Genomic DNA, 14,916 nt, shown 5'->3' with positions numbered 1-14,916 from the left:
CATTATGCAAGGTATAATCCCGCCGCAATATTTTACCTCTTATACCACCTACATGGGGAGATGTTGCCATGCTACGTTTAAAGAAAGAAGCGCTTACCTTTGATGATGTGTTGCTGGTTCCGGCGCACTCGACTGTCCTCCCTAACACAGCTGTTCTTAAGACTCGTTTAACTCAAACAATTGAACTCAATATGCCTATTGTGTCTGCAGCCATGGATACCGTGACTGAAGCACGTCTTGCCATCGCTATGGCGCAGGAAGGCGGTATGGGTTTCATTCATAAAAACATGAGCATCGAGCAACAAGCTGAACAAGTTCGCCAAGTTAAGATTTATGAAGCGGGTATCGTACAGCAGCCTGTTACGGTCACGCCATATACCACGCTTGAGCAATTAAAAGTATTGACCGAGAAGCACGGCTTCGCGGGTTATCCAGTGGTTGATGATGCAAACGAATTAGTGGGTATCATTACTGGCCGTGACGTTCGTTTTATTACCGATTGGTCACGTACTGTCGATAAAGTAATGACGCCAAAAGAGCGTCTAGTGACAGTACCTGAAGGGACCAAGTTAGATGAAGTGCAAAAACTGATGCACGCTCATCGTGTTGAGAAAGTCTTAGTTGTTGACGAAGACTTTAGACTCAAAGGTCTGATCACGGTTAAAGATTTCATGAAAGCCGAGCGTAAGCCAAATGCATGTAAAGACGAATATGGTCGTTTACGTGTTGGTGCTGCGGTTGGTGCAGGTGCAGGTAACGAAGATCGTGTTGATGCGCTAGTGAAAGCTGGTGTTGATGTGTTGCTAATCGATTCTTCTCACGGTCATTCTGAAGGCGTTTTACAACGTATTCGTGATACCCGTGCTAAGTACCCAGATCTACAAATTGTTGGCGGTAACGTGGCTACAGCTGAAGGCGCATTAGCCTTGGTTGAAGCGGGTGTTAACGCGGTTAAGGTGGGTATTGGTCCTGGCTCAATCTGTACGACTCGTATCGTAACCGGTGTGGGCGTACCCCAAATCACAGCAGTATCTGATGCGGCTGAAGCGGTTAAACATTTAAATGTTCCAGTGATCGCCGACGGTGGTATCCGTTTCTCTGGTGACCTGGCTAAAGCGTTAGCGGCTGGTGCATCATGCATTATGGCGGGTTCTATGTTTGCCGGTACCGATGAAGCACCGGGTGAGACTGAACTTTATAAAGGTCGTACTTATAAGTCATACCGTGGTATGGGTTCATTAGGTGCTATGACTCAAGGTTCATCTGACCGTTACTTCCAAAGTGATAATGCAGCAGACAAGTTAGTGCCAGAAGGCATTGAAGGTCGCGTTCCTTACAAAGGTAAGCTAAAAGAGATCATCCATCAGTATATGGGTGGCCTACGTTCATGCATGGGATTAACGGGTTGCCCAACCATTAAAGATCTTAACGAGAAAGCTGAGTTCGTTAAAGTGACTTCAGCGGGTATGGGTGAGTCTCACGTTCACGATGTGACCATCAGTAAAGAAGCGCCAAACTACCGTAGCGGTTCATAATTAATGATTTTAGGCAGTGTTTTTACATTGCCTTTTCTTTATTTCGATGTGCCGATAATGTCGGTCAGATTATTTGAAAGATAAGGTAAACCATGAGCAACATTCATGATCATAAGATCCTCATTCTCGACTTTGGATCTCAGTACACACAATTGATTGCCCGCCGTATCCGTGAAATCGGTGTGTATTGTGAGTTGTGGGCATGGGATGTATCTGAGGAGCAAATCAAAGAGTTTGCCCCTAACGGTATTATCCTTGCTGGTGGCCCAGAGAGTGTGACTGCCAAAGATTCGCCTCGCGCCCCTGAATATGTGTTTAATGCTGGCGTACCTGTATTGGGTATCTGTTACGGCATGCAAACCATGTCTGAGCAACTCGGCGGTAAAGTGATCCAAGGCGTCGGTGAAGGCGAATTTGGTTACGCCCAGGTTGAAGTTCAAACACAATCACAACTGTTCAAAAGCATCGAAGATGCTGTCAGTGAAAGTGGCAAGCCATTATTAGATGTGTGGATGAGCCATGGTGATAAGGTTTCAGAAATTCCAGCAGGCTTTGTCACTGTAGCTAACACCGAAACTTGTCCTTATGCTGCAATGGCCAATGAAGAGAAGCGTTTTTACGGTGTTCAGTTCCACCCCGAAGTGACTCATACTCGTCAAGGTAAGCGTATGCTGGAGCATTTCGCTCTGGATATCTGTGAGTGTGAAGCAAACTGGAAACCATCTTCAATTATCGAAGATGCCATCGAGCGTCTAAAACAACAGATTGGCGACGATGAAGTGATTTTAGGTCTGTCAGGTGGTGTCGATTCATCTGTCGTAGCCATGTTACTGCACCGTGCTATTGGTAAAAACCTAACTTGTGTTTTCGTTGATAACGGTCTGTTACGTCTTAACGAAGCAGAGCAAGTGCTTGAGATGTTTGGCGACCATTTCGGTCTCAACATTGTTCACGTTGATGCGGAAAACCGTTTTCTCGACGCGTTAGCCGGTGAAGCTGAGCCAGAAGCTAAGCGTAAGATCATTGGTAAAGTGTTTGTCGATATCTTCGATGAAGAGTCTAAAAAGTGCGTTAATGCTAAATGGTTAGCTCAAGGGACTATTTACCCAGATGTTATCGAGTCAGCTGGTAGCGCGACGGGTAAGGCACATGTGATTAAGTCGCATCACAACGTGGGCGGCCTACCTGATGATATGGAGCTAGGCTTAGTCGAGCCGCTTCGTGAACTGTTTAAAGATGAAGTACGTAAAATTGGCCTAGAGCTTGGGTTGCCTTACAACATGCTTTATCGTCACCCATTCCCAGGACCTGGTTTAGGCGTTCGTGTTTTGGGTGAAGTGAAGAAAGAGTATTGTGATTTACTTCGTCGTGCCGATGCGATCTTTATCGAAGAGCTGCATAAAGCAGACCTTTATAACAAGGTTAGCCAAGCGTTCACCGTATTCTTACCGGTACGTAGTGTTGGCGTGATGGGTGATGGTCGTAAGTACGATTGGGTTGTATCACTTCGAGCGGTAGAAACTATCGACTTTATGACTGCACATTGGGCACATCTTCCTTATGATTTCTTAGGCCGCGTATCTAACCGTATCATCAATGAAATTGATGGTATCTCTCGCGTTGTTTACGATATCTCTGGTAAGCCGCCTGCGACAATTGAGTGGGAATAATTGCACTGAATAGTCAGTGATGTGATGGAGAACCCAGCCAGTGTGCTGGGTTTTTTATTGCATAATTTTTATATCATGGCTTTTATTTCAGTATCATAGTGGTATAAAACCAATTCATGTATCACTATTTATAGGCAAGATTTTTGATATTAAATAGGAGCTTAAATGATTCATTTTATTAAACGTCTACCCAAAACTTTGGGCTATATGATTAGTGTCATCATGTTAGTTACCGCGGCTGGATGTGCAGCCTTGTTGCCAGATCCGGATAATGCAGATCAATACACTGAAGCCCAGTTATCTCAGTTCCAAGACAAATTTATGGATGTAGCGGGCGCGGTAAAGGAGAATCCTGATTATCAGCGTATTCCTCTCGACAAGCGAGAGGATCAAAGTTGGTTCCTCGCTTTGTGTATCGATTATTGGGCTGGCAAGATAGATAAATCAGAATTTATCGCTAAGGGTGTTGAACGTTTTCCTGGCTATGAAACGTCCTTTGGCTTTGTCGCCGATGAATTTAAAAAGTAGTGGATACTGAGGCGATGCAAAATCAGTGTCGTTAACAAATAAACAAAGAGGCATAGCAATATGCCTCTTTGTGTTTTTGGTCTATTTTCCCATTGACGATAGCACTGACCCGTAGGCAAGGGGTAAACTAGGGCGTTTTGCTGAGTAAGCTGGAGATAGTTTTTGAGTCAACAACAAAAAGATATGGAGTATATGCGTCAGGCAATAGCTTTAGCGGCTAAAGCCGAGCAGGCTGGAGAAGTGCCCGTTGGTGCGTTATTGGTTAAAGACGATCAGGTTATCGCACAAGGCTTTAATCTTAATATTTGCCAACATGATGCCAGTGCCCATGCCGAGATGAACTGTATTCGTGCCGCTGGCCAAGAGCTTGAAAACTATCGTCTGCTTGATACCACTTTATATGTGACCTTAGAACCTTGCGCCATGTGTGCTGGGGCAATGGTACATGCACGAGTTGGCCGTTTAGTTTACGGTGCAAGCGATCCCAAAACCGGTGCGGCGGGCAGTGTTATCGATCTACTTAACTTCGATGCATTCAATCATCAACTTGATGTGACATCTGGGGTGTTAGCCGAGGAGTGTGCCGAGCAGCTAAGTGCTTTTTTTCGTCGTCGTCGCCAAGAAAAGAAGGCCCTGAAACTGGCTGAAAAACAACAAGGGCTTACCGAGTAGCCCTTGCTGGTCAATTAAATTTGGTTTGATAAATAATTGTTAATCAGTATTGGCTAGCAGCGTTAGCCATTGTTATTTGTAAGCTGGGGTCTGAGAAAAATAAAAAACTGTTTTTGGCGGTTGAGGATTTGTTGGTGACGAATTTTTAATTGAGCTCTGCGCCGCGATGCCAAGTTGTTTAACGATTTCTTTTTCATATAGCGCTCCTACTGCTGTTATAAGCCTAAGTCAGTGAGAGTTTAACTCATGTTATAGACTATTTTATTGTGGCAATGTTTCAGATAATCGGTTGTCCGTTTCTTGTTCTGAAATCTGCTGATTGTCACTGACTAACTCTTGTTCTAATTCCTGTGTCTGCTGATCAACCCAAGCTAAAGTATCATAGTAGCGACGAATATTATCGACATATTGCACCGCTTCACCACCGCGAGCATAGCCGTGGCGAGTTTGTTTGTAATAGGCGCGCTTTTGCAGTAATGGCAGTACACGTTTAATATCGCGCCAAGCACTGGGGTTAAGTCCCATAGAGTCGGCTAATTTTCGGGCATCTTCGACATGGCCATAACCTACGTTATAAGAAGCCAGTGCGAACCACATCCGCTGATTTTCAGGGATCGAGTCGGGCAAGCGCTTGAGGATCCCATTAAGGTATTTGGCGCCACCACGAATACTCTCTTTGGGGTCGAGACGATTGCTCACCCCCATCTGTTTTGCTGTGGGAAGCGTAAGCATCATTAAACCGCGAACGCCAGTAGGGGAGCGAGCATTGGGTTTCCAATGAGACTCTTGGTATGCGGTCGCAGCGAGTTTTCGCCAATCGAGCTGATCGGCAAACTCTTCAAAATATTGACGATATTTCGGCAGTCTATGGTCAATTGCTCGAAGGAATGCTCGGGTATCAACATAGTCAAAGCGTTTAACATGAGCAAAATATTTTTCGTTGAGGTGTGCTAGGGTACCAGCGAGTTTTTGTTCATGCCAAAAGTTGAGTAATTCACTCATAAGTTCATCGCTATCTTTCGGCGGCAATAACCACACAATGGCCTGATCTTCTCGAATAATAGGACCCGCTCTCAGTTCTGGCATATAACGGCGATTTATTTCGAAGGTGGTTGAATCGGCGATGGTGTATTTAATTTCACCGCGAGCAATCATAGCCAATAATTCTTCGCTGTCTTTGTCGCTGTATTGTTCCCATACTAATTCGGGATAGAGCTTATGCAAATTAGCTAAAGTTTCGACAAAGGAGGAGTCAGCAATTACCGTCACATGTTCATTTAAATCGCTGATGTCTGTAGGACGTTTATTCCCTTGTTTATACACCAAGAGTTGATTGACGTAATAAAGTGGTGGTCCTAAACGGAATTGTTCACGGCGATAGGCTGTATCGGCCATGCCTGCAGCAATGAGATCGATATCACCATCATGGAGGGCCTGGTACAACTCATGAATATTGGTATAGGGCTGCATATTGAGTTCTAAACCGAGATATTCGGCAAAGCGTTCGGCCATCTCGTAGTCAAAACCGTCGATACCATGATCAGTGGAAACATAAATCTGCGTACCATAGAGGGTGCCCACATTGAGCTGAGTTTTCTGTTGTGCCGCTTTAACCTCTAGATTGCCTTTTGTTTGTTCCACAGCAGGATTCTGACAAGCAGTCAGTAACCAAAACAAGCTGAGGAATAACAATAGTTTTTTCATTAAGGCTTTATTTTTAATCCACTTTTAATAAGTTGGCCGAACATTGTAGCACAACAAAACCTAACTGAATAACGGCGATGTTCTATTGTAACAATGACAACATAAGCTAACTTTAATCGCGAATAAAGATGATTTAATTATGGGGCAAAATTCTTTAACTGTGTGAGTTTCTTTGTCACATAAAGCTGTTTTCGTTTTATGGTAATAATAAATCTCAGGAAAGTGTGTTTTGAAGCGTCTCTACGGGTGATTTGTGTGACACATTTCCCTATAATAGCGCCAGTTCTGACCCTGCAATTATAAATAATAAGGTGAATAGACGTGATGGAGATCCTCCGAGGTGCCCCTGCATTATCAGCGTTTAGAGTTCAAAAACTAATGCAAGCCTGTGAAAACACAGGACTTCCAATTAAAGATATCTATGCTGAATATGTTCATTTAGCAGATTTAACCACCGCTTTAGACGCCAGTGAAACTGAGCAGCTAAAGAAATTGTTAACCTATGGACCTGCGATTGAAGCGCACGCTCCAGAAGGAACTTTATATTTTGTCACTCCTCGTCCAGGTACCATCTCTCCATGGTCATCGAAAGCGACTGATATTGCTCACAACTGTGGTTTAGACAAAGTTAAACGTCTAGAACGTGGTGTGGCGTATTATGTTCAAGCCGATAGCTTGAATGCCGAACAGCAAAAACAGTTGAGTGAATTATTGCATGATCGCATGGTTGAAGTGATCTTAGCTGACTTCGAACAAGCCAGTTCTCTGTTTGCTCGTACGGCTCCGGCCGAAGTGACGAGTGTTAACATTCTTGGAGAAGGCAAGCGCGCCCTTGAGCAAGCGAATGTTGAATTAGGTTTAGCTCTTGCGGCTGACGAAATTGACTATCTGGTTGAAAACTTTGTTCGTTTAGGTCGTAATCCTAATGATGTTGAGTTGATGATGTTCGCTCAAGCAAACTCAGAGCACTGTCGTCATAAGATTTTTAACTCCGATTGGACTATCGATGGCGAAGTTCAGCCTAAGTCGCTGTTCAAAATGATTAAAAATACCTTCGAAAAAACACCAGATCACGTGCTATCTGCTTATAAAGATAACGCTGCGGTAATGGAAGGCTCGGTTGCAGGACGCTTCTTCCCTGAGCAGAACGGTGTGTATGCTTATCACACTGAACCAATGCATATATTGATGAAGGTTGAAACTCACAACCATCCAACGGCGATCAGCCCATACCCAGGTGCTGCAACGGGTTCAGGCGGCGAGATCCGCGATGAAGGTGCAACCGGCCGTGGTTCTAAGCCTAAAGCTGGTTTAACTGGCTTTAGCGTATCTAATCTAAAGATCCCAGGTTTCGTACAACCTTGGGAAGGAGATTACGGCAAGCCAGATCGTATCGTTAATGCGCTTGATATCATGACCGAAGGTCCATTAGGCGGCGCGGCATTCAACAACGAATTTGGTCGTCCAGCACTGCTGGGTTATTTCCGTACCTATGAGCAAGAAGTATCGAGCCATAACGGTGTAGAAGTCCGTGGTTACCATAAGCCAATCATGCTTGCAGGTGGTCTAGGTAATATTCGTGAGGAACATGTTCAGAAGGGTGAAATCACCGTTGGCGCTAAGCTGATCGTGCTTGGTGGCCCTGCGATGAATATCGGTCTTGGTGGCGGCGCGGCATCTTCAATGGCTTCGGGTCAATCTAGCGAAGACTTAGATTTTGCTTCGGTGCAGCGTGAAAACCCAGAGATGGAACGCCGTTGTCAGGAAGTGATCGATCGCTGCTGGCAGATGGGTGATGCTAACCCAATTCAATTTATTCACGATGTGGGCGCGGGCGGACTATCAAACGCGTTCCCTGAGCTTGTGGATGATGGTGGACGAGGTGGTAAGTTTGAGCTGCGTAATGTGCCTTCAGACGAACCGGGCATGAGCCCACTTGAGATCTGGTGTAACGAATCTCAAGAGCGTTATGTGTTGTCTGTGGCACCAGAAAACCTAGCATTATTTACAGCGATTTGTGAGCGTGAACGTGCACCATTCTCGGTTGTTGGCGAGGCAACCCAAGAGCGTCATTTATCTCTTTCTGATGAGCATTTCGACAACAAGCCAATCGATTTACCGCTAGAAGTGTTATTAGGTAAAGCACCTAAGATGAGCCGAGATGTGGTATCGAAAAAGGCACAATCGCCGGCACTCGATGAATCAAGTATCGATTTGAAAGAAGCACTTCATCGTGTATTGCGTCTACCAACCGTTGCTGAAAAAACCTTCCTGATCACCATTGGTGACCGTACTGTGACAGGTTTAGTGAACCGTGATCAGATGGTTGGTCCTTGGCAGGTGCCTGTTGCCGATTGCGCGGTAACAGCATCAAGCTTTGACTCATACTCAGGTGAAGCCATGTCTTTGGGTGAGCGTACTCCGCTAGCCTTATTAGACTTCGGTGCCTCAGCACGTATGGCGGTTGCCGAATCAATCATGAACATCGCCGGTACCGATATTGGCTCGTTCAAGCGTATCAAGCTTTCAGCTAACTGGATGTCTGCAGCGGGTCACCCTGGTGAAGATGCAGGTCTTTACGAAGCGGTTAAAGCCGTCGGTGAAGCGCTATGTCCAGAACTCGATTTAACCATCCCAGTCGGTAAAGACTCAATGTCGATGAAGACGGCCTGGGAAGACAATGGTATTGATAAAACTGTCACATCACCAATGTCACTAGTGATCACCGCTTTTGGTGTGGTGCAAGACATTCGTAAGACAGTAACGCCTGAACTACGTAGCGATAAAGGTGATACCGAGCTGTTACTGGTCGACCTTAGCAACGGCAATAATCGCTTAGGTGGTTCTTGTTTAGCTCAGGTTTATAGCCAATTAGGCGATAGTGCACCAGATCTTGATAACGCGGCATTACTGCGTGGTTTCTTCGAAGTGACTCAGCAACTGGTTAACGACCAATCTATCATCGCTTATCACGATCGTAGTGACGGTGGTTTATTAACTACCTTAGTTGAGATGGCGTTTGCGGGTAACACTGGTTTAGACGTTAATCTTGAAGCGCTTGCTGGTAGTCATCTAGCTCGCTTATTCAATGAAGAGTTGGGTGCGGTGATTCAGGTGAGCTCGACTGAAGCGAGTGCGATTGCTGCACAATATCAAGCTGCAGGTGTGGCTTGCTATTCAATTGCTAAACCAGTTGCTGGCGATAACATCGTTATTCGCGATGGTGAGACACCTGTATTATCTGAGTCTCGTACTGAACTACGCACTATTTGGGCTGAAACCACTTACCGCATGCAAGCGATGCGTGATAATCCTGAGTGTGCACTTGAAGAGTTTAAACTTAAGCAAGTTGCCGATGCGCCAGGCTTGACCGTTGACCTTAAATTCGACCCAAGTGAAGATGTGGCTGCACCGTTTATTCTTAAAGGTGCTGCACCTAAGATGGCTATCTTACGTGAGCAAGGAGTTAACTCTCACTTAGAGATGGCTGCTGCCTTTGATCGTGCTGGTTTCGAAAGTCGCGACGTGCACATGTCTGATATTTTATCTGGCCGTATTAGCTTAGAAGAGTTCCAAGGCCTAGCGGCTTGTGGTGGTTTCTCTTACGGTGACGTACTGGGTGCCGGTGAAGGTTGGGCGAAGTCAATTCTGTTTAACGCTCGTGCGCGTGAGCAGTTTAGTCGCTTCTTCGAGCGCCAAGACAGTTTCGCGTTGGGTGTGTGTAATGGTTGTCAGATGCTATCTAATCTTAAAGATATTATTCCTGGCACAGAGCATTGGCCGCACTTCGTACGCAATCGTTCAGAGCGATTTGAAGCACGCTTTAGCTTAGTTGAAGTTCAGAAGACGCCTTCTTTGTTCTTCGAGGGCATGGAAGGTTCACGCATGCCAATTGCGGTTTCTCACGGTGAAGGTCGTGCGGAATTTGCATCTGCTGAAGCTTTAGCCGCTGCCGAAGCGTCAGGCACTATAGCGCTACGCTTTGTTGACGGTAATGGCAAAATTGCGACTCAATACCCAGAGAATCCAAATGGTTCGCCTAATGCAATGACAGGGATCTGTAATACTGATGGTCGTGTGACTATTATGATGCCACATCCTGAGCGTGTATTTAGAACCGTAGCTAACTCTTGGCATCCAGATGAGTGGGGTGAAGATAGCCCATGGATGAGAATGTTCAGAAACGTTCGCGCTAAATTAGGTTAATATAAATTTAACTCTCTGTTATAAAAAGGCCTCGAAAAATTCGAGGCCTTTTTTTATTGTCAATTTCAGCAAGTTCAAACTATTTTAAATACATGAGCTTATCTTGCCATTAGTATATCAGGCCATACTAAATATAACGAAACCCTAGTTTGTATAAGTTTTGTTGCTTTAGATGTCTAAAACTGGAGTTGAACGGTTTGAATCAGCTATTTCTCTGTAAGCCGAGTTAAATTGATTTGTGACTGCTAAACTGGTTTAGGCACTGGTGATATCTATTGAGCCTATAAACAAAAGCCCCAGCGGTCTATGACTCACTGAGGCTTATGCAATCTATAAATAACTACAACTAAATTAGTTGTTTATAGCTCTCTAGCAGTATAAAGCTCAACGAAAGAGCGTTTGTAGCAGTTAATTAGACGATCGAATAATTTGTTCATTTTGCTGTCTCCACACAGTGATAAATGATATGAGCGGAGTTGGCCTTTACCTGATAAAGCGACAGAGACGGCCTGATTCTCCTCAATTCGGTGGCTATGATAATGTCTGTCTGTAAAACTCACAAATGATAAAAAATACATTTTATCATTACAAAAACTAATCTTATTTTTTGTGTTTTAATGGTTTTCACATTTCTGTAAGTAAAATGCATCTGTTTTTAAAGTGTTTTATGTTTTTGGTTGTTTTTCTTGGCTTAGATATGTTTGTGTTTATTTTGTTATATGTGTAGAAATGGTGATTTTGGCTTTATATCTTTTTATATTGCTTATAAATGTGATTTTTTGCTGAAAATATAGCTTGCCTATCTTGTTTTTTTGTTGGTGTCAACCGGTTGGTTGGGTGAAGTGTGGGGTGAGCCGCAAAACCCGTTGTCACTGGTTTGATTGATTGATTTGAATCAATTTGAGGTGGTATAAATCAACTAAGTTAACTTGGTTTTTTTGTTAACTAAGTTTCTGATAAAAAAGTTTAAATTTGATTTTCTCACAGTCATTTTTTTGATGCTGATCACATAAAATAATTTGTTGTGATACTAGTCTAGATTGTGGTGATGAAGCGGTCATTTTAGTCGTTGTTCAATTCAAATTGAGCGAAATGTTAATTTTTAACGGTTTGTAGGGGTCAACCCTGCAAAATACTTTTATTAATAAAATTCCTGTTTAGGCATTTTTTATGGTTTAGGGGTATTAACCATAAAAAATGATCACACTACCTAAGGAGTCACTGATGATTGTTGAAGAGGTTGTTGAGCTTTCGCGTTTGCAGTTTGCGCTGACAGCGATGTATCACTTCTTGTTTGTACCCTTGACCTTGGGGTTAGCCTTCCTGCTAGCCATTATGGAATCACTTTATGTGATGACCAATAAGCAGATCTATAAAGATATGACCAAGTTCTGGGGTAAGTTGTTTGGTATTAACTTTGCGCTAGGTGTTACTACGGGCCTCGCGATGGAGTTTCAATTCGGAACTAACTGGTCGTACTATTCTCATTACGTTGGCGATATTTTCGGTGCGCCATTGGCGATTGAAGGGTTAATGGCCTTCTTCCTCGAGTCGACACTCGTCGGTATGTTCTTCTTCGGTTGGGATCGCTTTAGCAAGCGACAGCACTTAGCGGTGACTTGGTTAGTCGCGCTAGGTTCTAACATGTCTGCGTTGTGGATCTTAGTGGCGAATGGTTGGATGCAACACCCAGTGGGTAGTGTGTTTAATTATGAAACCATGCGCATGGAGATGACCAGTTTCGCTGAAGTGTTGTTTAACCCAGTTGCTCAGGTGAAATTTGTTCACACTGTGGCTTCAGGTTATGTTGCCGGCGCCATGTTCGTATTGGCAATCAGTGCTTACTATATCTTGAAGAAACGTGATTTACCTTTTGCTCGTCGCTCTTTTGCGATTGCAGCAAGCTTTGGTATGGCATCTATCCTGTCGGTTATTGTGCTGGGTGATGAATCTGGCTACAAGGTGGGTGAAGCACAACGAGTTAAACTTGCAGCAATTGAAGCTGAGTGGCACACAGAGCCGGCTCCAGCTGCATTTACTGCGGTGGGTTTCCCTAATCAAGAAACCATGCATACCGATTACGCGATTAAGATCCCTTATGCAATGGGGATCATTGCGACACGTTCAATCGATGAAGAAGTAACGGGTATTCGAGACTTAATCGTTGAGCATGAAGAACGTATTCGTAACGGTATGAAAGCCTATGCCATGTTAACTGAGTTACGAGCAGGTAATGAAACACCTGAACTGCGCGCAGACTTTGAAGCCGCTAAAGGTGACTTAGGTTATGGCTTATTACTCAAGCGATACACTGACAAAGTTGTCGATGCGACTGAAGAGCAAATTAAAGCCGCAGCGAAAGACTCTATTCCTAAAGTTGCCCCCATGTTTTGGAGTTTCCGAGTGATGGTGGGTCTGGGTGTGGTGATGTTATTCGTGTTCGCCGCAGCCTTCTGGCAAAGCACGCGTCACCAAATCGAAGAGAAGCCTTGGGTGCTTAAAGCGGCGTTATATAGCTTGCCACTGCCTTGGATTGCAATCGAGTGTGGTTGGTTTGTGGCTGAATATGGTCGTCAACCTTGGACTATCTCTGAAGTGCTACCGACCTTTATGTCGGCATCAAGTCTGACGGTAAGTGACTTATGGTTCAGTATCATTTCGATCACCTTGTTCTATTCCGTGCTACTTGTCATCGAATTGTTCTTAATGATTAAGTTTGCTCGCAAAGGGCCTAGCAGCCTGAAAACGGGTCGTTATCACTTTGAAAAGCTAGATGCTTAAACCGGAGATCTGATTATGTTTGATTACGAGGTATTAAGATTTGTCTGGTGGGCACTGATTGGTGTGCTTTTCATCGGATTTGCTGTGACGGATGGTTTCGATATGGGGGTCGGTGCCTTATTACCTATCATAGGTAAAGATGACACCGAGCGCCGTATCATGATCAACTCTATCGCTCCTCATTGGGACGGTAACCAAGTATGGTTAATCACTGCCGGTGGCGCGCTGTTTGCTGCTTGGCCTATGGTGTATGCGGTATCTTTCTCTGGCTTCTATGTGGCCATGATGTTGGTACTGTTTGCATTGTTCTTACGTCCTGTTGGTTTCGATTATCGCTCTAAAATTGAAGATCCAAGATGGCGTAAGAGTTGGGACTGGGCACTGTTTGTGGGGGGCTTTGTTCCGCCACTGATCATTGGTGTTGCCTTTGGTAACCTATTGCAAGGCGTGCCTTTTACATTCGATGAGTATCTGCGAGCGACTTACCATGGTGGCCTGTTCGGTCTACTGAATCCATTTGGCTTGTTAGCTGGATTGGTGAGTGTATCGATGATCATGATGCAAGGCTCTGCCTGGTTACAGATGAAGACCGAAGGTGAACTGCGAGTTCGTGCTGCAGCGGCGACACAAATATTAGCAGGCTTAATGGCGGTACTCTTTGTGCTTGCGGGTGTGTGGTTAGCTAATGGTATCGATGGTTATGTAGTGACATCGGTTATCGATACTGAAGGTGCGTCAAACCCTGCGTTGAAAACGGTTGCCGTTGAAGCTGGGGCTTGGTTAGCCAACTATGATAAGTATCCTGTTACAGTGCTGTTTCCTGTACTGGGTGTGGTAATGCCAATCCTTGCATTACTGGCGAGTCGCTTTAATCGCTCTGGTTTTGCTTTCTTGTTTAGCTCGTTAGCTGTGGCTATGGTTATCCTTACTTGCGGTGCAGCGATGTTCCCATTTGTTATGCCATCGTCACTTGAGCCAAATGTGAGCTTAACTATGTGGGATGCGACTGCAAGTCACATGACCCTAACGGTGATGACATGGGCGGCAGCGGTATTTGTGCCTATCGTATTAAGCTATACCGTGTGGACTTACTTCAAGATGTTCGGCCGTCTAAGCCGTAACTTTATTGAAGACAACAAGACGTCACTTTACTAAATAGGAGCCAATAATATGTGGTATTTTGCTTGGATTTTGGGCATTTTGCTGGCGTGTTCATTTGGTATTATTAACGCCTTGTGGTTAGAAAATACTGAAAATATGGACCGTGATACAGAGCAGCAAGATTAACGCTTGATCTGTGATCCATAAAACCCCGCATCGGTATGCGGGGTTTTTTATGAGCGGCTTTTTATTTTCAACATGTTGGGAACTGTTGAATCATTGAGCGAAAGCAAGCGTGTTAAGGGAATTGCAAAGGGTTATCTGATAAGCTCCTGCTGTAAAAGGAGAGCGGTATGAAATTGATTAAATACGCGTCACTTGTGGCGTTAATGGGTATGCTCGTTGGCTGTGGTCATGGCTATGAAGGGGAATATCAGAGTAAGGCGGGCTCTTCAAATGAGCTGTTTAATGCACTTGCCGATGCGGCAGGCAGCCAAACTATTGTCATTGGCTCAGATTACATAGAATCCCAAGGTGAGCGTACAACATTTGATGATATTTTTGTGCGTCAGTCAGGTTCACAAAGCTATCTTGTTTTCAAAGATAAAGGCTCTGAAGAAGCGTGGAAAATTGTCGATAAAGATACGCTGTTGCAAGGCAATACCTTCATGAATATCAAACTGGTGAGAGTCAATTAACCTTTATCTGGTCAATCATGG

General features: G+C 44.4%; 11 protein-coding genes. 9 read left to right on the top strand and 2 right to left on the bottom strand.

Features of this window, described 5'->3' with window-relative positions:
* Nucleotides 1-68 precede the first annotated feature (68 nt).
* The 4 genes from guaB to tadA all read left to right on the top strand — a co-directional run bounded on the left by guaB (nt 69) and on the right by tadA (nt 4,405).
* A complete protein-coding gene (guaB, locus tag L1D21_RS09605) occupies nt 69-1,535 on the top strand; it encodes an IMP dehydrogenase (protein WP_239845035.1) in 1,467 nt (488 codons plus the stop codon).
* Between the two features lie 92 nt (nt 1,536-1,627).
* Nucleotides 1,628-3,205 (top strand): glutamine-hydrolyzing GMP synthase, encoded by a 1,578-nt coding sequence (guaA, locus tag L1D21_RS09600; protein WP_239845034.1) that lies wholly within the window; start codon nt 1,628-1,630, stop codon nt 3,203-3,205.
* A 165-nt stretch (nt 3,206-3,370) separates the two neighbouring features.
* On the top strand, nt 3,371-3,733 hold the full coding sequence (locus tag L1D21_RS09595; RefSeq protein WP_239845033.1) for a hypothetical protein: 363 nt from the start codon (nt 3,371-3,373) through the stop codon (nt 3,731-3,733).
* Nucleotides 3,734-3,916: 183 nt separating this feature from the next.
* Nucleotides 3,917-4,405 (top strand): tRNA adenosine(34) deaminase TadA, encoded by a 489-nt coding sequence (gene tadA, locus L1D21_RS09590; protein WP_275658983.1) that lies wholly within the window; start codon nt 3,917-3,919, stop codon nt 4,403-4,405.
* Between the two features lie 62 nt (nt 4,406-4,467).
* On the opposite strand, the gene L1D21_RS16540 is transcribed toward tadA, so the two are convergent.
* Both L1D21_RS16540 and mltF read right to left on the bottom strand, forming a co-directional pair.
* The gene (locus tag L1D21_RS16540) at nt 4,468-4,602 is read right to left on the bottom strand and encodes a hypothetical protein (protein ID WP_275658975.1); all 135 of its coding nucleotides are present in this window, start codon (nt 4,600-4,602) and stop codon (nt 4,468-4,470) included.
* Nucleotides 4,603-4,666: 64 nt separating this feature from the next.
* The gene (mltF, locus tag L1D21_RS09585) at nt 4,667-6,109 is read right to left on the bottom strand and encodes a membrane-bound lytic murein transglycosylase MltF (RefSeq protein WP_239845032.1); all 1,443 of its coding nucleotides are present in this window, start codon (nt 6,107-6,109) and stop codon (nt 4,667-4,669) included.
* A 324-nt stretch (nt 6,110-6,433) separates the two neighbouring features.
* On the opposite strand from mltF, the gene purL reads away from it, so the two are divergent.
* From purL to L1D21_RS09560, 5 genes are all read left to right on the top strand, one after another.
* On the top strand, nt 6,434-10,315 hold the full coding sequence (gene purL / locus L1D21_RS09580; protein ID WP_239845289.1) for a phosphoribosylformylglycinamidine synthase: 3,882 nt from the start codon (nt 6,434-6,436) through the stop codon (nt 10,313-10,315).
* Nucleotides 10,316-11,539: 1,224 nt separating this feature from the next.
* The gene (locus tag L1D21_RS09575) at nt 11,540-13,096 is read left to right on the top strand and encodes a cytochrome ubiquinol oxidase subunit I (RefSeq protein ID WP_239845031.1); all 1,557 of its coding nucleotides are present in this window, start codon (nt 11,540-11,542) and stop codon (nt 13,094-13,096) included.
* Between the two features lie 15 nt (nt 13,097-13,111).
* On the top strand, nt 13,112-14,251 hold the full coding sequence (cydB, locus tag L1D21_RS09570) for a cytochrome d ubiquinol oxidase subunit II (RefSeq protein WP_239845030.1): 1,140 nt from the start codon (nt 13,112-13,114) through the stop codon (nt 14,249-14,251).
* A 15-nt stretch (nt 14,252-14,266) separates the two neighbouring features.
* On the top strand, nt 14,267-14,383 hold the full coding sequence (gene cydX, locus L1D21_RS09565; RefSeq protein ID WP_239845029.1) for a cytochrome bd-I oxidase subunit CydX: 117 nt from the start codon (nt 14,267-14,269) through the stop codon (nt 14,381-14,383).
* A gap of 167 nt (nt 14,384-14,550) precedes the next feature.
* Entirely contained in the window at nt 14,551-14,895 is a 345-nt protein-coding gene (locus L1D21_RS09560; RefSeq protein WP_239845028.1) for a hypothetical protein, read from the top strand.
* Nucleotides 14,896-14,916: the final 21 nt, after the last annotated feature.

It is taken from the genome of Shewanella sp. Isolate11 (genome assembly GCF_022398315.1).
Classification (GTDB): Bacteria; Pseudomonadota; Gammaproteobacteria; order Enterobacterales; family Shewanellaceae; genus Shewanella.
This window is presented reverse-complemented; position numbering and strand designations above follow the sequence as displayed.

Bases quoted from the DNA above. Each gene is read 5' to 3' on its own strand.
- L1D21_RS09595 (WP_239845033.1), top strand. From the start codon at position 3,371: ATGATTCATTTTATTAAACGTCTACCCAAAACTTTGGGCTATATGATT.
- L1D21_RS09560 (WP_239845028.1), top strand. From the start codon at position 14,551: ATGAAATTGATTAAATACGCGTCACTTGTGGCGTTAATGGGTATGCTC.
- mltF (WP_239845032.1), bottom strand. From the start codon at position 6,109: ATGAAAAAACTATTGTTATTCCTCAGCTTGTTTTGGTTACTGACTGCT.
- L1D21_RS09575 (WP_239845031.1), top strand. From the start codon at position 11,540: ATGATTGTTGAAGAGGTTGTTGAGCTTTCGCGTTTGCAGTTTGCGCTG.
- cydB (WP_239845030.1), top strand. From the start codon at position 13,112: ATGTTTGATTACGAGGTATTAAGATTTGTCTGGTGGGCACTGATTGGT.
- purL (WP_239845289.1), top strand. From the start codon at position 6,434: ATGGAGATCCTCCGAGGTGCCCCTGCATTATCAGCGTTTAGAGTTCAA.
- cydX (WP_239845029.1), top strand. From the start codon at position 14,267: ATGTGGTATTTTGCTTGGATTTTGGGCATTTTGCTGGCGTGTTCATTT.
- L1D21_RS16540 (WP_275658975.1), bottom strand. From the start codon at position 4,602: ATGAAAAAGAAATCGTTAAACAACTTGGCATCGCGGCGCAGAGCTCAA.
- guaA (WP_239845034.1), top strand. From the start codon at position 1,628: ATGAGCAACATTCATGATCATAAGATCCTCATTCTCGACTTTGGATCT.
- guaB (WP_239845035.1), top strand. From the start codon at position 69: ATGCTACGTTTAAAGAAAGAAGCGCTTACCTTTGATGATGTGTTGCTG.
- tadA (WP_275658983.1), top strand. From the start codon at position 3,917: ATGGAGTATATGCGTCAGGCAATAGCTTTAGCGGCTAAAGCCGAGCAG.